General features: G+C 44.5%; 21 protein-coding genes and 2 pseudogenes. 11 read left to right on the forward strand and 12 right to left on the reverse strand.

What is annotated here, in order from left to right; all coding sequences use genetic code 11:
• Positions 1 to 363: 363 nt before the first annotated feature.
• Positions 364 to 2,007, forward strand: coding sequence for a CPBP family glutamic-type intramembrane protease (locus tag RIG27_RS16775; protein WP_446346982.1), 1,644 nt, complete (start codon positions 364 to 366; stop codon positions 2,005 to 2,007).
• Between the two features lie 166 nt (positions 2,008 to 2,173).
• Here RIG27_RS16775 and RIG27_RS16780 read toward each other — a convergent pair whose 3' ends face one another.
• The 6 genes from RIG27_RS16780 to RIG27_RS16805 all read right to left on the reverse strand — a co-directional run bounded on the left by RIG27_RS16780 (position 2,174) and on the right by RIG27_RS16805 (position 10,449).
• Positions 2,174 to 3,250: a WD40 repeat domain-containing protein gene (locus RIG27_RS16780; protein ID WP_446346984.1), complete on the reverse strand. Its 1,077-nt coding sequence runs from the start codon at positions 3,248 to 3,250 to the stop codon at positions 2,174 to 2,176.
• A gap of 318 nt (positions 3,251 to 3,568) precedes the next feature.
• On the reverse strand, positions 3,569 to 4,402 hold the full coding sequence (locus tag RIG27_RS16785; RefSeq protein WP_446346986.1) for a Uma2 family endonuclease: 834 nt from the start codon (positions 4,400 to 4,402) through the stop codon (positions 3,569 to 3,571).
• 38 nt (positions 4,403 to 4,440) lie between these two features.
• On the reverse strand, positions 4,441 to 7,929 hold the full coding sequence (locus RIG27_RS16790) for a WD40 domain-containing protein (protein ID WP_446346988.1): 3,489 nt from the start codon (positions 7,927 to 7,929) through the stop codon (positions 4,441 to 4,443).
• A gap of 82 nt (positions 7,930 to 8,011) precedes the next feature.
• Positions 8,012 to 8,215: a hypothetical protein gene (locus tag RIG27_RS16795; RefSeq protein WP_446347071.1), complete on the reverse strand. Its 204-nt coding sequence runs from the start codon at positions 8,213 to 8,215 to the stop codon at positions 8,012 to 8,014.
• Entirely contained in the window at positions 8,173 to 9,501 is a 1,329-nt protein-coding gene (locus tag RIG27_RS16800) for an AAA-like domain-containing protein (protein ID WP_446346990.1), read from the reverse strand. Before RIG27_RS16800 ends, RIG27_RS16795 begins: the two co-directional genes overlap by 43 nt.
• A 507-nt stretch (positions 9,502 to 10,008) precedes the next feature.
• A complete protein-coding gene (locus RIG27_RS16805; protein ID WP_446346992.1) occupies positions 10,009 to 10,449 on the reverse strand; it encodes a hypothetical protein in 441 nt (146 codons plus the stop codon).
• A 567-nt stretch (positions 10,450 to 11,016) separates the two neighbouring features.
• Between RIG27_RS16805 and RIG27_RS16810 the strand changes: the two genes are divergently transcribed.
• The 3 genes from RIG27_RS16810 to RIG27_RS16820 all read left to right on the forward strand — a co-directional run bounded on the left by RIG27_RS16810 (position 11,017) and on the right by RIG27_RS16820 (position 14,319).
• A complete protein-coding gene (locus tag RIG27_RS16810; protein ID WP_446346994.1) occupies positions 11,017 to 12,285 on the forward strand; it encodes a GTP cyclohydrolase II in 1,269 nt (422 codons plus the stop codon).
• A 353-nt stretch (positions 12,286 to 12,638) separates the two neighbouring features.
• A complete protein-coding gene (locus RIG27_RS16815) occupies positions 12,639 to 13,949 on the forward strand; it encodes a URC4/urg3 family protein (RefSeq protein WP_446346996.1) in 1,311 nt (436 codons plus the stop codon).
• 58 nt (positions 13,950 to 14,007) lie between these two features.
• Complete coding sequence (locus tag RIG27_RS16820; RefSeq protein WP_006098102.1) at positions 14,008 to 14,319, forward strand: YciI family protein; 312 nt, start codon at positions 14,008 to 14,010, stop codon at positions 14,317 to 14,319.
• Here the strand turns inward: RIG27_RS16820 and RIG27_RS16825 are convergent.
• The gene (locus tag RIG27_RS16825) at positions 14,286 to 14,546 is read right to left on the reverse strand and encodes a hypothetical protein (RefSeq protein WP_446345497.1); all 261 of its coding nucleotides are present in this window, start codon (positions 14,544 to 14,546) and stop codon (positions 14,286 to 14,288) included. The genes RIG27_RS16820 and RIG27_RS16825 overlap by 34 nt on opposite strands.
• Before the next feature lie 136 nt (positions 14,547 to 14,682).
• Here RIG27_RS16825 and RIG27_RS16830 point away from each other — a divergent pair.
• Positions 14,683 to 14,847, forward strand: a pseudogene (locus RIG27_RS16830) (Uma2 family endonuclease); the annotation flags it as partial.
• Between the two features lie 76 nt (positions 14,848 to 14,923).
• On the opposite strand, the gene RIG27_RS16835 reads toward RIG27_RS16830, so the two are convergent.
• From RIG27_RS16835 to RIG27_RS16855, 5 genes are all read right to left on the reverse strand, one after another.
• Positions 14,924 to 15,910, reverse strand: a complete 987-nt coding sequence (locus RIG27_RS16835; RefSeq protein ID WP_446346998.1) for a hypothetical protein — start codon at positions 15,908 to 15,910, stop codon at positions 14,924 to 14,926.
• Entirely contained in the window at positions 15,910 to 16,983 is a 1,074-nt protein-coding gene (locus tag RIG27_RS16840) for a DUF262 domain-containing protein (protein ID WP_446347000.1), read from the reverse strand. The genes RIG27_RS16835 and RIG27_RS16840 overlap by 1 nt, the downstream gene beginning before the upstream one ends.
• Positions 16,984 to 17,210: 227 nt before the next feature.
• Complete coding sequence (locus RIG27_RS16845; protein WP_446347002.1) at positions 17,211 to 17,429, reverse strand: hypothetical protein; 219 nt, start codon at positions 17,427 to 17,429, stop codon at positions 17,211 to 17,213.
• 304 nt (positions 17,430 to 17,733) lie between these two features.
• A complete protein-coding gene (locus RIG27_RS16850; protein WP_446347004.1) occupies positions 17,734 to 18,138 on the reverse strand; it encodes a hypothetical protein in 405 nt (134 codons plus the stop codon).
• 45 nt (positions 18,139 to 18,183) lie between these two features.
• Complete coding sequence (locus RIG27_RS16855) at positions 18,184 to 18,651, reverse strand: hypothetical protein (RefSeq protein WP_446345489.1); 468 nt, start codon at positions 18,649 to 18,651, stop codon at positions 18,184 to 18,186.
• A 219-nt stretch (positions 18,652 to 18,870) separates the two neighbouring features.
• Here RIG27_RS16855 and RIG27_RS16860 point away from each other — a divergent pair, with 219 nt between their 5' ends.
• The 6 genes and pseudogenes from RIG27_RS16860 (at position 18,871) to RIG27_RS16885 (ending at position 21,864) form a co-directional block, all read left to right on the forward strand.
• A complete protein-coding gene (locus tag RIG27_RS16860) occupies positions 18,871 to 19,302 on the forward strand; it encodes a hypothetical protein (protein ID WP_446345487.1) in 432 nt (143 codons plus the stop codon).
• Positions 19,283 to 19,501, forward strand: coding sequence for a hypothetical protein (locus RIG27_RS16865; RefSeq protein ID WP_446345485.1), 219 nt, complete (start codon positions 19,283 to 19,285; stop codon positions 19,499 to 19,501). The genes RIG27_RS16860 and RIG27_RS16865 overlap by 20 nt, the downstream gene beginning before the upstream one ends.
• A gap of 136 nt (positions 19,502 to 19,637) precedes the next feature.
• Positions 19,638 to 19,853 carry a hypothetical protein gene (locus RIG27_RS16870; protein ID WP_446347007.1) on the forward strand — a complete coding sequence of 72 codons (216 nt, stop codon included), beginning with the start codon at positions 19,638 to 19,640 and terminating at the stop codon, positions 19,851 to 19,853.
• Positions 19,854 to 19,855: 2 nt separating this feature from the next.
• Complete coding sequence (locus RIG27_RS16875; protein WP_446345482.1) at positions 19,856 to 20,026, forward strand: hypothetical protein; 171 nt, start codon at positions 19,856 to 19,858, stop codon at positions 20,024 to 20,026.
• A gap of 213 nt (positions 20,027 to 20,239) precedes the next feature.
• Positions 20,240 to 20,521, forward strand: a pseudogene (locus RIG27_RS16880) (RRXRR domain-containing protein); the annotation flags it as partial.
• Between the two features lie 164 nt (positions 20,522 to 20,685).
• Complete coding sequence (locus tag RIG27_RS16885) at positions 20,686 to 21,864, forward strand: VWA domain-containing protein (RefSeq protein ID WP_446347009.1); 1,179 nt, start codon at positions 20,686 to 20,688, stop codon at positions 21,862 to 21,864.
• The last annotated feature ends 413 nt before the right edge of the window (positions 21,865 to 22,277 follow it).

The following is a 22,277-nucleotide window of genomic DNA, read 5'->3' on the forward strand; positions in this document are numbered from 1 at the left end:
GTAGCCAGATTAACCCAAATGCTGGTAGCATCCTTGGGGCATCTTCAAAGATCAGGGTCATTTTCAGTGTAACCGCACACCTGATGTGCAAAAAGGCGAGGAAGCATGTAGAGACGTAGCATGCTACGTCTGGGAGCATGTAGAGACGTAGCATGCTACGTCTGGGAGCTGGGGAAGAGGTTAATTTTTCCTGTGTATCTTCCTTATCAACAGGGTTTCAAGACTTCCCGTGAAAAGCCAGAACGCGACAGATTACGTCTGAAACAAAAACAGTGACGTTTGTTACTAAATATTTTTTTAAGACCTTAGAACTTATGACTTATTATTTATGACTTATGACTTATTACTTTTTTTGGGGGGTTCATGAATACTGGGTTAGTGATTAAACGGTTGATTTTAGCCGTGCTGACGGTGGCGGTACTCTTACAAGTCAGCTTTTCTTTGGTTGAAAGCTGGGGTCAGCCTCAAATTCAAAGTCGCTTAGAACTTTACCAAACCAATTTATTACTCCATGCTGCCGAAGGTCAGAGTTTAGCAACAGAAGGAGAAGAGGATTTAACGGCGGCGCGGAATGCATTACTCGGTGATAATCCGTTTGAAAATGCCAAAGAGCAATATGAACAAGTGCTGGAAACAGCTCAGACAACTCAATCGAAAATTATCGCCAAACTGGGACAACTGTCCTCAAACCAGGATGTGACGACATCTATCGGTGATGAGCTGGCTAAACCGCAAATGCAAATCGCTCCCATTGACGAGGCTCCGATGACCTCTCAGCAGCGAAAGCAGTTGCAAAAATCATTATCTCAGACAGAACAGCTTATTGATGAACTGAATGTGCGGTTGGGACTGCTGCAAGCTCAACAGGGTAGAACCGAGATGGCAATTCAGACGTGGAATGAGTTGATTGAGCAAGAAACAGTGGAAAGTACCGCTCCAGCAACGACGCCATCCGCCCAGACTGCCGCCGTATTAGCAGGTCTTTGGAGTGATCCGCCTCGAATTTTACCCGATGCGGAATCAAAAATTCAACAAAATTTAGATAGCTGGTTCCAGCATCGGGCATTGTTCCAGCTTTATCAATTGCAACAGCGTCAAGATGCCTTATTATCCTTACAAGCTCAAGAAAAAGAGAGAGCCAAACAAGCCCTAGTCAAGTTAACTCTAATTAGTGCCATTCCCGGAATTGGCGGTCTTGTCGGGGTGGGACTCTTGCTATTTTTGCTGGGTCAGTGGTTACTTCAGGGAGAGCGATCGCTGCTAGCTACGAATAGCGATATCGCTTGGGATACGCCTTGGGATGGAGAAATGATTTGGCAAGTCTTGATTCTGGGCTTTTTCTTTATCGGTCAAATCCTCCTTCCTGTTTTTATCCTGCCACTTTTCCTGGGCTTGTTCAATCTGAATCCGGCTAGTTTTACGGTAAGAATGCAGGCATTATATGTTTTAATGACTTACATTGTGCTAGCGGCTGGAGGATTGGGAGTCCTTTACCTTTCGATCAAGGATTTTTTACCCTTGCCAGAGGATTGGTTCCGGATTAAATTCCGCAGAAATGGGCTTATTTTTGGATTAGGTGGCTACCTAGTAGCTCTACCCCTAGTGATTTTAGTCTCACTCCTTAACCAAAAATTATGGCAGGGACAAGGGGGGAGTAATCCGATTCTTTCGCTGGTGCTAGAAGGACAAGATACAGTAGCTATTGTGATATTTTTTAGCACGGCTTGCATTGCTGCACCCCTGTTTGAGGAATTCATGTTCCGAGGGTTTTTATTACCGTCGTTAACGCGCTATATGCCCGCTTGGGGAGCAATTGTCACCAGTAGTCTTGTCTTTGCGATCGCACATCTGAGTTTGTCAGAAGTCCTCCCCTTAGCCACGTTAGGCATTGTATTGGGAGTTGTGTACACGCGATCGCGTAATCTTTTGGCGCCCATGCTCGTTCACAGTCTCTGGAATACGGGAACGTTATTGAGTTTAGTAATTTTAGGCAGTGGTGGAGGATGAGACAGCATGGTTTGTCGGGGCGGGTTTATGGGTTTTCGTTCCGCTATTGATCCTAACCTTTGTTCAAAACCCGCCCTTTCCGAATGTAGGGGCGGGTTTATGGGCTTTCGTTCCGCTATTGATCCTAACCTTTGTTCAAAACCCGCCCTTTCCTGTTCCCCGTTCCCTATTCTCTGTTCCCTGTTTTCCAAATAGTAATCGCGCCATCATTACTCCCACTCACCAATATCTGTCCATCATGACTAAAGCCAAGGGAGAAAATCGAACCCGAAAACCCTTCCAACATCGTCATCAACTCACCCGATTCCAGATTCCATAACCCTAATCTGCCATAAGGACCTAACGCACTGGCTAAAATGTTACCCGACGGATGCAGCGCCAAGGCATTCACAAACACAGGTTTAAGATTTTCCACTGGTGTCGCCAGTAATTCCCCAGTTTGAGGATTCCAAACGTTAATGGTTTCGGCAAAACTCTCACTCACTAAGACATTTCCATCCTGATTAAACGCCAATGATCTTAAAGACTGAGGATGCTGGAGGATATGCTGAATTTCCCCGCTCTGCCAATTCCATAGATGAATTGTACCGTCCTCAGAACCACTAGCCAGGAGTTCTCCATTGGGACTAAACGCAAGAGACAGGGTTAAATTTTCAATCTCAAATTGAAGCAGTTGTTCGCCTGTTTCTAGATTCCAAAGGGCAATTTCTGAAACAAACCCTAACCCTTCTCCTCGCCTTCCACTCGCTAGAATTTGTCCATCTGGGTTAATTGCTAGGGATGGAATCATGCCTTCTTTTTTCTGGAGAGTCTTGATCAATTCGCCAGTTTTCAGATTCCAGAGTTTAATGGAACCGTCCTCGATACCCCCGCCACTCACCAATTTTTCCCCATCTGGACTAATAGCTAAAGCAGTAACTTGATCAGAATGTCCAGAAAGCGTCCGCAATGGCTGACCTGTATTTAGGTTCCAGAGTTTAATCGTTTGATCATCACTACCCGTGGCGAGGAGTTGTCCATCTGGGCTAATCGCGATCGCACCCACGGCGTCTGTATGTCCCTTAATATTACGCAACAATTTGGCATCTTGCCATTGTTGAGTCGGCGTAGCGGCGATGAGAGTAGCATTGCCAGAACTTAGGGATACAGACAGCGATCGCGGCACATTGGTTACGATAACAGACAGTACAGTTATAACCGTCAGTGCGACGAAAACCGCGTAAGAACTTGACCGACGACTCATAGTTAACCTTTTGGCACAACATCATCCCACCTAAATTGGTGAGGTTGTTCCCTTAGACGACAGATAATGCCAAAAAGTATCCCATAAATATTATTCCCGTGCCAACAACAGCACAAAAAATTAGAGAAATTAATTCGGAGAGGGTATAACTTACAGAAAATCCAGGCATCGTGAAACTCCAAAACTACGGTAACGATGCCATGATCACTTGGAATGGATCAATCAACCTCATACTTTCGGGTTAAATTAAATAATCTGGCTGATAAATTTAATGAATATTTAATCTTTCCGCAGGATTAGTTGGACTTAGAGTTTAGATCAACTATTTGGATCAATCCCGTGGGAACGCAACAGTTCTTCAAGACGCTGCGATCGCACTCGTTCGGCTTCAGCCCGTTGTCGTTCGGCTTCAGCCCGTTGTCGTTCAGCTTCAGCCCGTTGTCGTTCGGCTTCGAGTTGTTCTTGGGCGATCGCTTCCCGTTCAGTTGGGGTTAGAATCCAATTACCTTCAGCATCGTACCAACGTAACCATAGACGATTAATCCCTTCGTACTCTCCCGACCACAATCCCAAACCTAATTCCAATTGGGGTATCCAAATCCTCGGTTCAGTTAACTCCAACTCTTGGTAAAAACCAGCCGTAAGTGCAAACCCTCTTAACCGATCCGTATAGCGGTCAAACACCACATAATAGGGGACATTTAAAATTTGCTCGTAGACTTCCCATTTTGTCGGGGGTTCACTACTCAGGCGTGTACTTCTACCTAAATCTTCTTTTTCCGTCCCCGGTGACAATAATTCCACCACCACCGTCGGACGAACCATTTCTTGCCAAATCACATAACTTAACCGTAAATCCTCCTGATCATAAAGTCTTGATACGCCCACCACACCAAACCAATCGGGTCGTTTATACCAATAATGGTGACGCGCATCGTAGTAAAGGTTCATATCACTACCGCAAAATATTTGCTCAGGTGGGTAGTTAGCCGGATGAAACGTTACGCGCAATAGTTCGGGTTGAAGATCATGAAATTCGTCGGGCAAACCAGGTTCCTCCGGATTTTCACTCGGTAAATCGTACATGGTAGGCAAGCTTTCTCTAGGAGAACGAGGCGGATGATTTTGCTCGATTCGGTATTTGATTGCCATAACACGTTGCTTAAAGTCTTTACCATCATAATAATTCCCTATTCCATAAAATCACAAACTTGGAGTTCCTCTCGTGCTTCGGGATGAGTTGCTAAGTAATCTTGCAACCAGATACACCCTCTGGCAAGTAATTCCCCTAACCCTTCAACCTGCCAAATCCGGGCGGTGCCATCCGATGAAGCCGTGGCAATTTGGGTTCCATCGGGACTAAAAGCAACGCTAACCACAGCGCCAAGATGTCCTTTAATTTCTTGTACTAGGTTTCCCTGTAAATCCCATAAACGGGCGATACCCTCGAATGAGGCGGTGGCAATATATTTACCATTGGGACTAAAGGCGACACTGGTGAGTCCACTACGAGTCTGGTTAAATGCTTTGACTAGGTTTCCGTCAGTATCCCAGAGACGAACCATGCCATCAATGGAAGCCGTAGCGATATATTCTCCATTGGGACTAAAGGCGACACTTTTAACCCATCCCTGATGTCCTTTCAATTCCTGTCGCAGATTACCTTGCAAGTCCCAAAGGCGAACCGTGCGATCGGATGAAGCGGTAGCAATCTGCGTTCCATCGGGACTAAAGGCGAGGCTTCTTATCCACCCTTGATGTCCGATCAAGTCTTGCAGTAGATTACCTTGAATATCCCATAAGCGGGCAATACCATCAGAAGAAGCCGTGGCAATCAGTTGTCCATCGGGGCTAAATGCCACTTGTGCCACGCCGCCGGAATGGTTGGGTAAGCGTCTTTGCAATTTACCCTGGATGTCCCATAAACGAACAGTGCCATCAGATGAGGCAGTAGCAATCATTTGCTGATCCGGACGAAAGGTGATATCGGTGACACTCCCTTGATGTCCCTTGAATTCCAGAATGGATTTCCCTTGCCGATTCCAGAGGCGAGCTGTACCATCGGATGAAGCCGTCCCCAGCAACTGTCCATCAGGGCTAAAGGTGACATGGGTAACCCCATCTTGATGTCCTTGCAACGGTTGATTGTGCGATCGCGTCCACAGGTGGGCAATGCCGTCAGATGCAGCCGTGACAATGATTTGACCATCGGGACTCATGGCGATATCTGTCACTATACCTTGATGCCCTTTTAAGTGTTGTACCACATTTCCTTGCCCATCCCAGAGGCGAGCCGTACCATCCATAGAAGCAGTCCCCAAAAACTGCCCATCGGGGCTAAACATCACCTGAGTCACTCGTCCTTGATGTCCTTTGAACTCCTGCAACAGATTGCCCTGAATATCCCATAAACGCGCCGTGTGATCCGATGACGCTGTAGCAATCAACTCTCCATCGGGACTAAAGGCAACACTTCTCACCCATCCCTGATGTCCTTTAAATTCCTGCAACAAATTGCCCTGAATATCCCACAGACGTGCCGTGTGATCCGATGACGCTGTGGCAATCAACTGTCCATTGGGACTAAAAGCAACATGGGTTACTCCATCTTCATGCCCGGTAAATTCCTGCAACAAATTACCCTGAATATCCCACAAACGTGCCGTATGATCCGATGACGCCGTGGCAATTAACTCTCCATCGGGACTAAAGGCAACGCTTCTCACCCAACCGGGCTGTTTTGGCAATTCTTGCATTCCATTTCCTTGCCGATCCCACAAGCGAACCGTACCATCAATTGAGGCGCTGATCATGCGTTGCCCATCTCGACTCACGGCAATACTGGTAACTCTGGCTGGATGTCCCGGCAATTGTCCGATGAGTTTTCCTTGTCGGTTCCACAAACGAATAATGCCATCTAAGGAAGCCGTGACAATGGTTTGTCCATCGCGGCTAAAGGCAAGGCTTTCCACACTACCTTGATGATGCAGTTGGTTCCGTTCTTGAATATTGTTCAGAATTTCCTGCAACGCTAACACTGGACGAGTTGTCGGATAGTTGGCTAAGGGACGCTCACCAAATGACGTTGCCAAGGTATGCCCAGCTTTCATGGCTTGCAATAATGCCTCAAGTTGCCCCAACTCAAACTTAAGCAAAGCCCCATCCCCTGCTTTTTTCATTTGCTCCTCCAGGGATTCGGTATAAGCCTGTTTCAGTTGTTGGCGAACGTAAAAACCAGTACCCGTAGCAACCGCAAGAACTAAAGCCCAAGTCAGGGCAAATTTAAGCCGATTTTGGCATTTTTCCCGCCGCGCTTGCTCCTGTGCCTGTTTAATTTTATCTTGAGCAATTTGCATCTCTAAGAGGACTAATTTGCGCTCTTTCTTTTCAGCATCTAAAGCGCGTTCAACCTCCCATTTTTCCCATTGCTCACTTTTGGCTAAAAATTGATAATCCTGATCACTTAAGCATTGATTAGCCGCCCATTGTCTTGCCTCCTGTAACGCCTGACCGCGCAACAGTCGCGAGGTATCCTGACCATTGGATGCAAACCAGGCAGTTATGGCTTCTGAATAGGGTCGCAAGTTAGCGAGTTTTTCATTGACCCATTCTAGGTTAAATACAGTCTGATAAATGCGATTATAAACCCTTAAGGTTTGCTGCTGTTTAACCACTAACCCACTTAGGCGCAATTCCATCTGTTCTGGATGGTCATTCACCGCCACTTGTCCCTGCTGCAAAAGGTGCTGATATAGCCCGAGTAGCCGCTCGGCTCGTTGTTCATTACTCAGCAGGCGATCGCGAATCGTTCGTAAATGCTCCGGTTCATCCTGAGATTGCCAGTTTTCCAGGATATAAGTGTGGACAATTTTGGCAATATCGGGGGTACGGCTTTGAGTATACTTGCCAATTAGATAGCATAATTTCTGGGTGAGAAAAGGTTGTCCACCTGTCCAGTTCAATACCTCTTTTAATACCGTTTCCGGATCATCAACTTTATCGGCAAACCCAGGAATTAACGAGGCTTTGGCATCCTCAAATTCAAAACCACCAAGCTGAATCGATTGCCCGATATTAAAGGGGGTACATTTTTTGTCATCTATTAAATTAGACGGCGTAGCAACTCCCAATAAACAAAACGTGAGGCGATTATAATCCGGATTATCGGCTCGTTGGTTATAACAGGCGCGAATAAAGGCAAAAAAATCGTCTTTGAAATTTAGTTTGATAATACTATCGATTTCGTCCAGGAAAACGACAAGATTTTGGCTAAAGCGAGTCAGTAACACATCCTCGATAAACCGATTCAAGCGTTGTAACGGTGATAATATCTCATGTTGCTTCCACCAGGCAATATCATCAAACGTCGCCGTTAGACCAAAATTCCTCACCAACTCAGAAACAATACCCAGATACCATGCCTCTGGCGTCGTTTGACTTCCCAGCCGGGTCATATCAATCGACGCACATTTTATACCTTCACTTTTGAGAATTTTCATCATCCGAACTCGCAAACTCGACTTCCCCATCTGTCGCGAGTTCAATACATAGCAATATTCCCCTTGCTTCAAGCTATCATAGAGTTCATCATCAGCTTGGCGTTTCACATAGGTGGGGTGTTGATACTTTAAGCTTCCGCCAATTTTATAATAATTTTCTGTTCTGGTTAATACACTCATGATCTAAATTATGCTATTTTTTTATTCTTGTGTAGGGGCGGGTTTCACAACTATCGTTTCTTCCTTCACCTAGTTTCTTCCTTCACCTAGATGTAACAAAACCCGCCCTGACTAAATTGTAAATTTTGTGACAAATGACAAATGACAAATGACAAATGACAAATGACAAATGACAAATGACAAATGACAAATGACAAATGACAAATGACAAATGACAAATGACAAATGACAAATGACAAATGACTAATTCAAATGTTCTCGAAAATACTGCCGATATAATTGACATCTCGGTGTAACCTGATTCCCCTGCTGTTCAATCAATCCCATACTATGTAACTTATACGCCTGCATTGTATCTAATGGCACAGGTTCAGTTGCATTTACCACCTTTTCCAGGGCGTTAGCAAGTTCTGGATGTTCTTTAAACGTGGCTAAGTGGTGACGCAAATGTTGACTATAGATTCCCGCATCTGTAGCCGCATCTTGTAATAATTCATCCAATGTTATCTGTTTAGTCGCCAGTTTATAAAGTGCCAACCGCACTAAATAAGGATGTCCGCCCACCTTTGCCAGTAACGGTGTTAGTCCTTCACTACCAATTTGAACTGTCCAATCTAAAGCATGACGCTGTGCCAAGTCTTCCACTTGTGGAGATGTCCACTCAGCTAATGGTACGGGTAAGCCAACATTAAATGGGGATTGATTAATATCTAATGAGCCATAATCTTCCGTGCTATGAACCACTACCAAGCGTAGTTGTTCCCAAAGTTCTAGATTATTCGCTTCTTCATGCCAACTCCGAATCAGGGGAAAAAAATGCGTGGCAATGTTTGGATATTGGAATACTCGGTCTACTTCATCCAGGGCTAAAACCAAGGGACTCTCGGCTTGTGCCAAAAGCACTTCAAAATAGCGAGTACAACTAAGCATACTGCCTCGGTCTTCATTCCAATAATCAGACAGCACCGCATCCGGCTTTAACTTATCGCTAATACAGGCACAAAAGCAGCGTAGAAACTTATCTAAGTCACTAAATTTTGCCTGTTCGATTTGTCGCAGATTTAAACGGACGGTACGATACCCTTGCGTCTCAGCATACTCAATAATTCTATCCAAGAGAGAGGTTTTTCCCATCTTGCGCGGGGCTTTAATCCGAATCAGTGCCCCGGGTTGCAAAATCGTCTGGTAACAATCCGATTCAATGGGAGGGCGTTCTACATAGAACTGAGAACGTAGGGGTACAGGTCCATCGGGGTATTCTATCTTTTGCGAGGATACGGGTTGTGATAGTTTAGCAAGTCCTCGCGTTAACGGTTCCCGAAAATTGGTTTTGCTGACTTTCTCGCCTAACGCCGCAGACAGCTTACGCCATAACTGGGGTCCGACATCTCCTCTGATGTAATTTACGGTGAAGTTATGCTGTTCGGCAATTTGCTCATAACTGTAATCCTCCCAAGCCCCGCGCAAGACTTTTTCTTCAACATCACTCAAGTAGCTGCCTGTGTTGCCATACAAAGTTTGGTTAGCAGCTTGTTTAATTTGATGCCAGGTTAATTGCGATTGGGCGTCCATGGCAGGAGTTCGTGCTTATCCTTGCTCTGAAATTTTATCAGATTTATTTTTGTCCGGAACAGTTTTCAGTCGTAACCTGACTTTTTCCGATATTTTGCGCCCAGCTTGGTCAACTTGCCATAACATTTACAATCCAAGACATATATTCAAGAAAATTCACCTTAAGAGTTAGGCATAATCTCCTTAACTTTACCGATTGCACGGCTTAAGTTTTGGTTGTATGATATCAGGCATAAAAAAATGGATTTAAGGAGCGTTAATCCTAGACATCCTTAAGTAAACCGACTTTTCGCGATCGCTAACACCGCTCAAGTTATTATCCACCAGGGAACTGAGCAGCCAGACACGGAGATCACATCCTACTGAAGATAAGCTGTTATGCATTTAAATTGGGTATTAGTAGCGAGCAAGATGCAAAGCCTGCGGCATGGCTTCGCTTAACGCACTACAAGGATGCTCGCCATTATTGGCATTAAAGCTTAAATGCCGAACAGCTTAAACCCTATCTTATTTTCTAGAACGAAGTCGATCAATCAATCCACCAAAACCGAGCATTAGACCTATCCCAAAAATGCCGAAGATTGAACTCGCTTCAGGTACCTGTTGAATGGTAATACGAGCTAACGTTTCATTGGGTGTCCGGGTAAAGTCACCATTGACATAAGGCGGTAAATCCAGAAATCCTCCTTGTCCAGGCTCTTTAAGTAAGGGATGTGGCTTAATCACTCCGCCTTCTGGCGTTCCCTGACGAACGGCTCCAAAAAATCTCTCTGGCGGATCAAATACAATTGGCGTAGTCGAGGGATCTTCAACGTTTACCTCCGTCCCTGCATCAAACACATCAGCGCCGCGAATTTCAATTTGTTGAGGAACAAAAGTGCCTTCAGGGGAGAAAAGCCTGATCGGATCAACATCAGCGACAAAGCCATCATGGGTGGGAACAGCCATTGAAGCATAGGAAAGAGCGGTGTGAGTCGTAGGATAATGTTTGATCCATCTAAGTACCTGGACCTATATTTATTCTGTCTTTATTGAGAATTGGCTATGTAGAAATGGGGTTGGAGAGCGCTATAGCGATCGCCCTCACTAATGTTAAGAAATATGTGAGTAATCCAGAGGTCTAACCCTAGATAGATTCATCGGCGTAGTCGGTCTTCACTAGGATGTGAACACGCGCGTCTACTTTTTCCTTAACCGAGCAGTATTGGGTTACGCCATTTTTATTACCCTGCGGGTAATTTGACGGGCTGTGGGCTTTGTCTTCACTATTGCCCATTCCCTATTCCCCGGCGCGTAGCGCTATATCAGTGACTCGGAGCCCTATGCCCCAGTCACTGTGTTCCTCGTACCATAGCCTCTGAGCCATTCCGGTGTATTTTAAGAAAAAATAACAGGGTGTTGACACTTAGCTCCATCAGGTTCACGCAGAACCCATTTCTACTTGCTATGATTGGAGCTTGCTTGAATTAAACGACTCATACGTTAATTTGAGGTGCACTCTACATAGGAGCCATCATGCAACTATCACAGCCTTTGTCGAAGTCGAAACCAAAGCATATTGTTTTGACCTCTCATCCAGGGCGTTCCCGGGAACAACCCCCTCGCCTGCATTGGGGAGAAATCGACCCCCTCAAGCGCAGACCGATTATTGGTACGGTGACGAACCTCGCCCATCGTAACGCGATCGGCACTCACTCCGGTTCCTATTCCGTCTATCGGGCATTAGCCGTTGCCAGTGGAGCGCTGCATCCCAATCACCGAGCGGATTTAACCAATACGGCTCCGGTTGTGGCGATAGGTCCCCATCCCAGTTGGGCTAACCCTAATCGCATTGTGTCTCTTGATCCCTTTGGGGGAATGGTGGGGGATGTCTACGCCAATTTCTATGAGCAAGGATACGACATTCGACCCACGATCGCAGTTACCCAAGCTCATGTCAATTTGCCGGAAATCCAAGAGGCGATTCAGAAAAAACGCTTATCAGTTGACGGTAAAATTGTCAAGCCAAATGGCAGTTTAGTCGTCACCAAAGTCGCCATTGACCCCGTGTGGTATCTGCCCGGAATCGCCCACCGACTCAACGTCGAGGAAGGAGAATTACGCCGCGCCCTCTTCCAACAAACCGGGGGAATGTTCCCGGAACTGGTAACCCGCCCGGATTTACAGGTTTTCCTACCGCCGATTGGGGGAATTACTGCCTATTTAATCGGCGAAGTGGACGCCATTACTGATCCCAATCGCCAACTTGCCGTGCGCGTTCATGATGAATGCAACGGTTCTGATGTCTTTGGTTCCGATATCTGCACTTGTCGTCCTTACTTGGTACATGGTTTGGAAGTTTGTGTGCAAACCGCGCAAGCTGGAGGTGCAGGGGTTTTGGTTTACTTCCGCAAAGAAGGGCGAGCATTAGGTGAAGTCACCAAATTCCTGGTTTATAATGCCCGTAAGCGACAAGAAGGCGGCGATCGCGCGGATGCCTATTTCAACCGCACCGAATGTGTGGCGGGTGCCCCCGATATGCGGTTCCAAGAACTAATGCCCGATGTACTACACTGGTTGGGAATTACTCGCATTGACAGTTTTGTCTCCATGAGCGACATGAAATATAATGCGATCACTAATTCTGGTATTGAGATTGTCAAACGCATCCCAATTCCTGACAATTTAATTCCCGAAGATGCCATGGTGGAAATTGCTGCCAAGCAAGCGGCTGGTTATTACACCGAAACCACCGCACCCGATGCCGTAAAATTAGCGACGATTAAAGGACGTAGTCTTGGTTGATAGTTTTTGCTTCGTTATTGGAAATTGGGGAGTTGAGCAGAACCAATGATGAATGAAATGCCAAAAAGAACAGACGATTGCAGATTTGATTTCCGGCAACTTCTTTGTTATTCTTGATCCAGTGACTTAGCTTCCTCATAGTCAGCAGTGTTTCCTTCAATTCAGAACAGTAAGTGTGTCTAATCACAAGTAGAGTGTGTACTCCCGCGCTGGCGTCTGTAGTAAGCTATACCTACAGATAGTTATTCAGGGGTGCACACTATAAAAAAATTATGGAAACGTTTTAAAGTTTGAGCCTTCGCTTCACTCAAGTTATCTGGAACCAATAACGAATGACAAATGACAAATGACAAATGACGAATGACCAACAAACCATTGCATATCTAAGAACACCACAAGCGATTCGAGAACGGTGCGATCGCGTCTTGCATCTGGCTGAGGCAAATCATTTACATTACTTCCGTTGCGATTTAACCCAGCTAGAAAATGTAGCCAGTTATGTGATTCAAGTGATACAGGATGACTATCCCGATTTTAATATCCCGTTCCACAGTCGCTGGCGACATTTTGAAGTCGGAAATGTGCCACGCCTTGCTGAATTATCACAAAAATTAGCCGGACTTACTCCCCTGCAAAAAGCCCAAACTAAATTTGATTTAGCCATTGTTAGTGTTTTATTAGATGCGGGGGCGGGTGCTGATTGGCAATATGTTGAAGCCGAAACGGGACAAGTGTTTCGCCGTTCTGAAGGGTTAGCTGTTGCTAGTTTCCGCATGTTCTGTCAGGGTATGTTTTCCAGTAACCCAGAATACCCCCTACAAGCCGATACGAAAGGATTACAAAACTTAACAGTTGAGCAGTTAGCTCACGGATTTCAGGTTAGTTCAGCGAATCCCCTTTTAGGTTTAGAGGGTAGGGTAAAACTCTTACAGCGCTTGGGAGAATCCCTACAGACTCATCCGGAATTGTTTAGTGAGGAAAATCCCCGTCCGGGTAATTTGGTCAAGTATTTGTTGAGTCTTTCAACCCGTGAGGGAGAAGCAATAGAAGGGAGTTTGATAGATAAGGTTATGGAAAAAATCGATAACTTATCTAAACCCAACTTTATCGGTAAGCTACCCGCTGAAGTGGTATTATCGGCTGTGTTAGAGGGGTTAGGTGATATTTGGTCAGGACGACTTGCGATCGCGGGCGTGAATTTAGGCGATGTCTGGTCTCATTCTGCCCTCTCTGGGGAAAAGCCGAGTGATCAATATATCCCGTTTCACAAACTTTCCCAGTGGTTAACTTACTCCCTCTTAGAACCCTTACAAGAATTAGGGTTAGAAATTACTGGACTAGACGAACTCACCGGATTAGCCGAGTATCGCAATGGCGGTTTATGCCTTGATTTAGGACTGATTGTGGTGAAAGATTCGGCTATTTTACAGCAGCGCCACTTACCGGGTTCTGAAGTAATTGTCGAATGGCGGGCGCTGACGGTAAGTTTGTTGGATCGAATTGCCGAAGCTATCCGAAAACAGTTAAACTTAACAGCAACCCAATTACCTTTAGTTAAGGTTCTACAAGGTGGGACTTGGACAGCCGGACGAAAGATTGCGGCACAATTAAGAGAAGGAGGGGTTCCGCCGATTCAGATTGAGAGTGATGGTACAGTTTTTTGAATAAAATACTATTCAATAAGTAGAAAACTATTCAATTATTGCTGAAAAGTAGATAGTGATGGCTAAATTATTTGCTGTTGTTGTTGCGACGGTTCCAGACTATTACGACTACAAAAAGCAGCATCCTGAACATGATCAGGATCAGCTTGCTTGGTTCCGTCAAAAACATGAACAAGGTATTTTGCTTTGCTGTGGTCCTTTTTTCCCTCACGATGGAACAGGGCTTTGGGTAATCCAAGCAGAGAATCTAGAGGAGGCGCAGGAAATTGTCAACAGTAGCCCTCGCGTTCGAGACGGTATGTTAGCGGATTCAGCCAGGATTGTTGAGTGGCAAGTTCATATTGGGCGCGATCGGTTTATCGCCGAATAAATTTTATCGGGAAGATAATTAGATTTAAGGGTTAGGGAAAGTGCGATCGCAACATAGATGTAGGTTGGGTTGACGCTTGTTACCCAACTTCCACTCCTGTCCAACATTAACGCCAAATAAGTGCGATCGCCCAGGTTCGTAGTGGCGCTGTCTTCGCCATCAGCCATGCGATCGCGCTTAGTCGAGTTGTGAGAATATAGGATGATAGCAGATATAGCAACCGCCATAGCGGTTAGGACACATCATTTAGTAGAGATGTTCCGGCGGAACGTCTGGAACAACAGTTCGGAAAGTCCTAATCGATGTGTCTACTGCTATAGGATCTAGGGATAGAGACATCAACACTAGCGACAACAGCAATCAATGGTTCAAACTCCCTTCCAGCAAGAGTCTTTACCTCCAGCGCTTGAAAGTGGTGATCACTTAAATCGTTCTGAATTTGAGCGTCGTTATAACGCGATGCCTTCTCTCCAGAAAGCTGAACTGATTGAAGGAGTTGTTTACTTACCTGCTGCACTGCGTTTTAGCCGGAAATATGGCGAGAGTGTTGTCAGTTTTGCAAGAAGGTTTAGCTTCGGAGGAAAATTCAAGGTTTGTAGAGAAGTTAGCTATGATATTGGAAAGTTGAATTAGCATTTTTTTCAAAACATTTTGGATAAAGCGTAATTAATTCATCGGTTACGTGAAAGTAATACTTTGGCAAGGGGAATTTAATGACTTGATTTTCTACTAAAATTGCTATGAAATATTGCAACAAAGATAGACTCAGAGGAATTTGCTTGCTTGGTGTTGAATTAATTTTTTGTTTAATACATGTAATAACGTCTTGCATATTCTTCTCTTTCTCAGCACTAGAAAGAATACGATATACGTTATCGCAAAAACGGGTCATGTCTTTTGGCTTCAGTTCTTGGGGAATTTTACCTTGATCAAAAAGCTTTTGGGTCTCGGTAGCTAGTTTGCACTTTCTTTTAATTTCAGGATAGTCATTATCTTGTATACTAGGATAGGCTTGTTCAAATGCTAAAATCAATGTATCTAGTTGTTCAACGGTAGCTTTAATTTGTGCGGCTAAACGAAGTCGTTTCCAATCGATTGTAGAGCTTTTATAAACTAAGTCATGAGTTGAAACTGTCCAGGCATGTTCAAAAGCACTTTTGATTTGAATCTCAAATGTAATATCAAAAATGTTTAATTGTTTATTTGCGATTGCATCTTCTGGTCTTTTTAAACGAGCATAAATTCTAGTTGTATCGAATCTAAAAGTATCGGGAGATTTTTTGTTTTGTCCTCTTTTAATGGTTTTAACAACTTCAAAACTATCTTTACAAAAATCTTTTACTTCCTGTTCTTTCTGTAAAGTTGGTATAATAACTGTACAAGCAAATAAATCATCTATATCAGACCATTGTTTAAACCTACCTGTTTCAATTTTTTCCGCTAAAGATCCTTTAGTTTTGGTTCGATAAGTTAGGGCATACCCATTGTTTTCACAAAAGTTGAGCATGGTGTTTTTAACTCGAATTGCAACTTGCTCAACCAAGGGAAGATATTCTTGATAGCGACGTTGTAAAATTGAAGGATAAATCATTAATTAAACAATTTTAAATTAATATTTCCTTGTATTAGAGATTTTAAAATATTAATTCTGGTTTTAGTTTTTTCAACAGTGGAGTAAAGAGGAGAAGTTGTAATAGCATCATAGTAATCTTGAGCCTCTGGAATATTGATTCTTTCTTCAGGAGAGTTTACAATTTGTAGAAAATCATTTATTTTCTTAGATACTTCAGGGATTTTACCTGAAAAATTATAATTATCACGCTTCAATTCTGAAATAGCTGCAAAAATAGAATAAAAATCAGTTTGATTTTTAAGTCTGGTTTTTCGTAAATCTATATTTTGAGGAGATTGTTCTATAAGCTGCTTTATTAATTGAATTACTTCTTTGAAGTAATTTTCTATCTCGTCTTGATCGTCCCAATTAAATTCTCTATCACTAAAAGCTTTATCTAAATCTTCTTGACGATAAGATTTGACTCCTTCCTCTAAAAAAAGTAAAAGTTGAGCAACTAATTCTACATCCTTCATTTGCTTTCTTGATTTTGTATTAATTGAAGGAAAGTTGGGTGGAATAACACAACTCATCCATTGAGTTAAATCTTCCACTGCGTTAATAAATACTCCATTAAACTTTGCATGGCGAAGCTCTTGAGGTGTTAATTTACTAACATTTCGGTTAATCCGGTCAAATATATTATTAATGATAGCTTCATCTGAAGATGGAACGTATTCAACTGCAAACTGATATTTCCAAAAATTTTGTTTGACCTCAGTATCTAAATCCTTAAAATATTTACCTCTAAGATTTGTAATAGTTGCAGTTTCGCTGACAGGAAATTGGTTTTCAGCAAATTCAAACAAAGTAGATAGCCTTTGTTTTCCATCAACAACACTATATCTAGAAATGCCTTCAGCGGTAATGTCTTGATACAAAAAAATTGCCGGTGCAGGATAATTGTTGAGAACAGTATCTATGAAAAAATCCTTGTAGTCTTGATTCCAAACACTGCGTCTTTGATAGGGGGGAGCGAGATCGAGCAGCTTCCTTGTGTAAAGATCCCAAAACCAAGAAACTGTTTGAAAATTAATTGCTCTATTCATCATAATTTTATCAATTGTAGTATAGGTTTAACGATAAAATCTATATTTAAGATTTTGGATTTGAGCCGTTCCTGATTTATTTATAATTATTATAGCGGTACTAAGTGCGATCGCCCATCGCCGTAGGTTGGGTTGACGCGCCGAAAGCCAACATCCACTCTCATCCAACATCAATGCAAAATAAGCGCGATCGCTCTTACAATCAAGTTTAAGGCGATCACCCTACTAATTCAAGCCTGACTAAGTGCGATCGCCCATCGCTGTAGGTTGGGTTGACACGCCGAAACCCAACATCCACTCTCCTGCAACATCAACACCAGATAAGTAAAGCACAAGAATCGGCACTTGGCGATTACTTCCAGGTTTCGCCAGCGCTGTTTATCTAACGATTGCAGGATAGTGCGATCGCTCATCACCGTAGGTTGGGTTGACGCGCCGAAACCCAACATCCACTCCCATCCAACATCAATGCAAAATAAGCGCGATCGCTCTTAAAATCAAGTCTAATACTACAGCATTTCTCAGTCTAGTGAGGTACAGTAACAAGACGAGGTTAGCCTCTGTGAGCGCAAAAGTCTTATTCTCAATGTACCTTACCAGCATGGAAAACGCTGTAAGTAGCGTTCTAATACCAAATCCGGGTTAGCTACCCCCGTTATAACCTAGTCCGCGCAGGCGGACTTTGTTTGTGTAGCAGCGATTTCAATCGCCTCCTCTTGCATGGGGTGATTTCTTAAATAAAATGTCACTTAATTAGGCGTTGGTAGTAGGTAAAGCGAGGGATGGAGGCGAAGACAGCGCAACTACAAACCTACTCTGAAGACATTTTTCCCAGATTATCTTGAGGAAAGGCAAGATGGAATCAGCGTATTGTTTGTGGTGCTTTGTCTGGTCATATTTAATCGCATTCCACAAGTTGTGTAACTGTTGATTAGTCGAACATTTTTGCAGGTGACAGGCAATAGCATTTTTCCATTGTGCCATCTGACGATAGCTGATAAATTGTCCTCCTTTGTCGAGACGATGGACAAAGATTACGTAAAGCCATGATTCGACTTTTACGATGAGGGAAGCAGGAATATTTAAGAATTTGGCAATTTGATGCTTAGTGATGCGGAAGTTTTGGGCAGGTTTGATGCGGCGAAATAAGGCAGTCATGATCGCTTAATTCCTGGTTTAATCGTTTGTTGAATTAGTTGTGCCTTAAAGCTGTTCGTTGGGAACATCGAAAAAAACTTCAAATTCAGCATCCGGTATAAAACGCTTGAGAAAGCGTCGGTAATCCTCTGCATCTTGACGGTTAAAAAATCTCGCCACTGTATGCCGTCTGGCATCAGGTAGGAGTCGGATAATTGCCCAAGGGCGGGAGTTATTTTCTAGTTGTGAAGTGGGTTTTGGCAGAGTTTTCCTGGCTTCCCCTCTGATGGTGGTTAAGGTGCGTTCAATGAGTTGCCAAAGCTGTTCCCATTGTGGGCTGGTATCGTTGGGCATCAAATTCCATTCGTTGATGGGTGCTGGTAGCCATCTGAGCATGTAATCGTTTTGACCCGTTTTAGAAAGTTTCCAGGATAGGCGTCGAGTCTGTTTGCGGCAGACATAACCTTGTTGGCGCAAGATAGCACAGATGCTCTCGCCTTCGGATTGAAGGCGTAGCCAGTCGGAGTGTTTCATCGTCGAAAGCTGGATAAGGTTGTCACGGAAGAGCGATCCGCAGTGTGCGCCTTGTGAAATCGCAGCGCTCTGTTACGCGATCGCAAGTCCCTTATTTGACTTTTGGATGTTTAGACATGCCAAAAATATCTCTTTACGCTATTATTTGCATATTCAAAAATAAAAGTCAAGACCTAGCCGTCCTGATTTTTTGCGTATGCGATAATGCAGGAGTAATGTATGACTGAGCAAGGAAAAGATGACAAAAGGTCGAGGAAGACCAAAATCAGACAGGAACACCAAGACAGTGACCTTGAGGCTCGAACCGAGGGACTGGGAATTATTCCGTCAGAAAGCCAAAGCTCTGGGAATGTCGAGATCTCAGCTAGTACAGAGACTAGCCAGAGGAGAAATACGGATCGATTCGGCGATACTCACAGAGGAACTACTGTTGGGGGAATCATCCGCGAACTGCTCGATGAAAATGACCAGTTGACGGCATATCACAGTTCGCAAATAGAATTCCATAACAACCGACTCAAACAGCTAAGCAATAGAAAGGCAAGGCTGGAACGTCTTTATGCCGAGTTGCAAACGAAGACTGGTAAAAACCTGGATGATGAAGACGAGGTTAGCGACGATAAAGGAAAGAATGACGAACAAGCGCGGTAGACCAAAATCAGCCAGAGAAAACGCAAAAAACGTATCGCTGATGATTACGCCGAAGGGATGGAAGCTTCTGCAATCTCAAGCGCAGCAACTGGGAATAACCAGGTCAGAACTGGTGGAGCGATTTGCCAGAGGGGAAATTCAGGAGAACCTTTCGCAACTAGCCGAAGAACGATTTCTGGGGGAATCCTTCGCCAACTGATAGAGGAGAACGCGATTCAGTTGGCTCATTATCGCTCAGAAGTGGAACGGCTGGAAAAAAGGCAGCGCCAGCTTGAAGAACTGTTTGACCAGTTAAGGGTAAAGACGGGCGAAAACCTTGATGAAGAGGAAGGAGAATGACAAACAAACGTGGTAGACCCAAATCAGACCGGAAGACGATCAGCGTCGGGATACGGCTCGAACCCAAGGATTGGGAAAACCTCAATCACCTAGCAGCCAGTCTGGGAATGACCCGCACGGAACTGATCACCCAAATATCCAGAGTCCAAAATCCACAAGACTTACAAGAATTTCAAAAGGCGAAATATCTGGGGGAATCCTCAGCCAATTAATCTTGGAAACCCAAGAGGAATTGGCATATCTGGAACAGAAGTTACCTCGATTGAGGGCGCGGCTTAGCTGTCTTCAACAGCTATACCGGGATTTGCAGCAAAAAACCCGTGAAGACTTCGACGAGGAAGACAAGGTTAGCGACGAGGAAGGAGAGTCAACAACCCATCGCTAAAAGCGAGGGCTTGAAAAAACAGCCCTAGTTGACCAGACTCAGGTAGCAATACCTACGTTTAAGGCAAGTGTTAAAGTTCCTACCTTGGGATGCGTAGCTAGTTCCAAGCTCTAGAACTCAAAAGTTAAACAGCCATTTGGGAGGCAGTGCTTTTGAGATAGTACCGACCTTAAACATTGTCAAAGCTAACATTACCCGCAAGGAGACTCATTCGTGAGTAAAGTTTTCGTTCTAGACACTAACAGACAGCCTCTTAATCCTATTCATCCAGGTAGAGCAAGAATGCTGTTATCCCAGGGAAAAGCTGCGGTTTTCCGCCAATACCCTTTCACCTTGATACTTAAGCAGGAGGTGACAAGCCCCAAAGTTGAACCACTCCGAATCAAGATTGATCCAGGTGCCAAAACTACCGGACTAGCACTTGTTAACGATAGTACAGGTGCTGTTATCTGGGCAGCAGAATTACAGCATCGCGGCTTTCAAATTCGGGACGCCTAACTGGAAGTTTTAACATTTCAACGCATAATGGGCTGGTTCAAGGAATCAGTCACAAATACTGTGCAGATGTTCACAAAAAGGACGGATATTCCTATGCCAACTAAGCATCCCCCTCCTTTCCTCCCGTCGCTGAAAGCGAGGGTCTCCAGGAGGGAAGAAAGATGACCCAGCCAGAACGCCTACGCCGTTGGCGACTTCTCTTAGGGGGTGGAGACGCCGATGGTATTTGTCAGGAGAATGGTGAGGGAGAAGCCGCAGATTCCTTTACCCTTAATCCAACGGATCAAGCCATTGATAATGCCCTCAGCGCCCTCTACGATTCTGACCGCCGTGGTGGACTTGGGAGTTCTTCCCCCAATATTGCCCGTTGGTTAGGCGACATTCGCACCTATTTCCCCTCATCAGTCGTGCAGGTGATGCAAAAAGATGCAATGGCACGCCTTAACCTGCAACAGATGCTGCTGGAACCGGAACTGCTAGAAGCCGTTGAACCGGATGTTCATCTCGTGGCAAATCTACTATCCCTTAGTAGCATTATGCCCAGCAAAACCCAAGAAACCGCCCGCCGTGTGGTGCGTCAAGTCGTTGAACAATTGCAGCGTAAATTAACCAACCCCACCCGCCAAGCCATAATCGGTAGCCTCAACCGTGCCATTCGCAACCGCCGTCCCCGCCATAATGAAATCGACTGGAACCGCACTATCCGCGCTAACCTCAAACATTATCAACCTAAATACGGCACAATTATCCCCGAAACCCGAATCGGCTACGGACGCAAACGCAGTTCTTTACACGATATTATCCTCTGCATCGACCAAAGTGGTTCCATGGCAACGTCTGTCGTCTATGCCGGAATCTTTGGGGCGGTGCTAGCCTATCTCAGGGCAGTGCAAACCCGAATTGTCGTATTTGATACGTCGGTTGTAGACTTAACCGACGCAGCGCCAGATCCCGTAGACTTACTCTTTGGTACTCAACTGGGAGGCGGAACCGATATTAACCGCGCCCTCACCTACTGCCAAGGACTGGTGCGTCGTCCTCAGGACACTATTTTAGTGTTAATTAGTGACCTATATGAAGGGGGAAACCGGGAAGAAATGCTTAAGCGCGTGGCGGCATTGGTGGGATTAGGAGTTCAGTTGATCACGCTGCTTGCCCTCAATGATGAAGGTGCGCCCATGTATGATCATTGGATAGCCGAAAAACTTGCCGGATTGGGTATCCCAGCCATGGCTTGCACGCCTGACCAGTTTCCTGATTTAATGGCAGCTGCAATTCAGCGTCAAGATATTGCACAATGGGCGGCTGCACAGGGTATGGTGCTTAGTGTTGAGTGTTGAGTGTTGAGTTGGAAAAGCTGATCAAGATGGTGTGATAAACAAGCGAATTTGCCAACCAACAATTATGACGGCAAAAGGACAGTTACGCCTTTGCCGTCACAATTTGTTATAATTTTTGCCAGGACTAGAAAACTCAATTAGTCAGGCGTTGCTGAATTAACGGCTTAATTCAGTGGCGCTTTTTCTTGAATCTTCACTTTACCGAAGTTTTCGTGAGAATGTCCACGAAAATTGCCGGAATTCACCTAAATTTTAGGGCAGAGCCTAAATTTGTCAAGATTTTGCTTAGATAAAAGCGCTAGTTACACCCGATAACTCGATCATTCTCCCATTGGTCGCCGTTATTTTTAAGATAGTGGGCAATTGTGAAATTAAAGTGAAAACAGAGAACGAATTTTCTCTAAGGAAGGACA

Origin of the sequence: Coleofasciculus sp. F4-SAH-05, from assembly GCF_040222985.1 — a bacterium.
GTDB lineage: Bacteria > Cyanobacteriota > Cyanobacteriia > Cyanobacteriales > Coleofasciculaceae > Coleofasciculus > Coleofasciculus chthonoplastes.

What these genes read in the sequence shown, in the direction of transcription:
- RIG27_RS16780 (WP_446346984.1), bottom strand. Translation starts at nt 3,250, where the DNA reads ATGAGTCGTCGGTCAAGTTCTTACGCGGTTTTCGTCGCACTGACGGTT.
- RIG27_RS16820 (WP_006098102.1), top strand. Translation starts at nt 14,008, where the DNA reads ATGGCTAAATTATTTGCTGTTGTTGTTGCGACGGTTCCAGACTATTAC.
- RIG27_RS16775 (WP_446346982.1), top strand. Translation starts at nt 364, where the DNA reads ATGAATACTGGGTTAGTGATTAAACGGTTGATTTTAGCCGTGCTGACG.
- RIG27_RS16785 (WP_446346986.1), bottom strand. Translation starts at nt 4,402, where the DNA reads ATGGCAATCAAATACCGAATCGAGCAAAATCATCCGCCTCGTTCTCCT.
- RIG27_RS16835 (WP_446346998.1), bottom strand. Translation starts at nt 15,910, where the DNA reads ATGATTTATCCTTCAATTTTACAACGTCGCTATCAAGAATATCTTCCC.
- RIG27_RS16805 (WP_446346992.1), bottom strand. Translation starts at nt 10,449, where the DNA reads ATGGCTGTTCCCACCCATGATGGCTTTGTCGCTGATGTTGATCCGATC.
- RIG27_RS16815 (WP_446346996.1), top strand. Translation starts at nt 12,639, where the DNA reads ATGACGAATGACCAACAAACCATTGCATATCTAAGAACACCACAAGCG.
- RIG27_RS16795 (WP_446347071.1), bottom strand. Translation starts at nt 8,215, where the DNA reads ATGTCAATTATATCGGCAGTATTTTCGAGAACATTTGAATTAGTCATT.
- RIG27_RS16870 (WP_446347007.1), top strand. Translation starts at nt 19,638, where the DNA reads ATGACAAACAAACGTGGTAGACCCAAATCAGACCGGAAGACGATCAGC.
- RIG27_RS16845 (WP_446347002.1), bottom strand. Translation starts at nt 17,429, where the DNA reads ATGTTGGGTTTCGGCGCGTCAACCCAACCTACGGTGATGAGCGATCGC.
- RIG27_RS16840 (WP_446347000.1), bottom strand. Translation starts at nt 16,983, where the DNA reads ATGATGAATAGAGCAATTAATTTTCAAACAGTTTCTTGGTTTTGGGAT.
- RIG27_RS16885 (WP_446347009.1), top strand. Translation starts at nt 20,686, where the DNA reads ATGACCCAGCCAGAACGCCTACGCCGTTGGCGACTTCTCTTAGGGGGT.
- RIG27_RS16860 (WP_446345487.1), top strand. Translation starts at nt 18,871, where the DNA reads ATGACTGAGCAAGGAAAAGATGACAAAAGGTCGAGGAAGACCAAAATC.
- RIG27_RS16850 (WP_446347004.1), bottom strand. Translation starts at nt 18,138, where the DNA reads ATGACTGCCTTATTTCGCCGCATCAAACCTGCCCAAAACTTCCGCATC.
- RIG27_RS16810 (WP_446346994.1), top strand. Translation starts at nt 11,017, where the DNA reads ATGCAACTATCACAGCCTTTGTCGAAGTCGAAACCAAAGCATATTGTT.
- RIG27_RS16790 (WP_446346988.1), bottom strand. Translation starts at nt 7,929, where the DNA reads ATGAGTGTATTAACCAGAACAGAAAATTATTATAAAATTGGCGGAAGC.
- RIG27_RS16855 (WP_446345489.1), bottom strand. Translation starts at nt 18,651, where the DNA reads ATGAAACACTCCGACTGGCTACGCCTTCAATCCGAAGGCGAGAGCATC.
- RIG27_RS16865 (WP_446345485.1), top strand. Translation starts at nt 19,283, where the DNA reads ATGACGAACAAGCGCGGTAGACCAAAATCAGCCAGAGAAAACGCAAAA.
- RIG27_RS16825 (WP_446345497.1), bottom strand. Translation starts at nt 14,546, where the DNA reads ATGGCGGTTGCTATATCTGCTATCATCCTATATTCTCACAACTCGACT.
- RIG27_RS16800 (WP_446346990.1), bottom strand. Translation starts at nt 9,501, where the DNA reads ATGGACGCCCAATCGCAATTAACCTGGCATCAAATTAAACAAGCTGCT.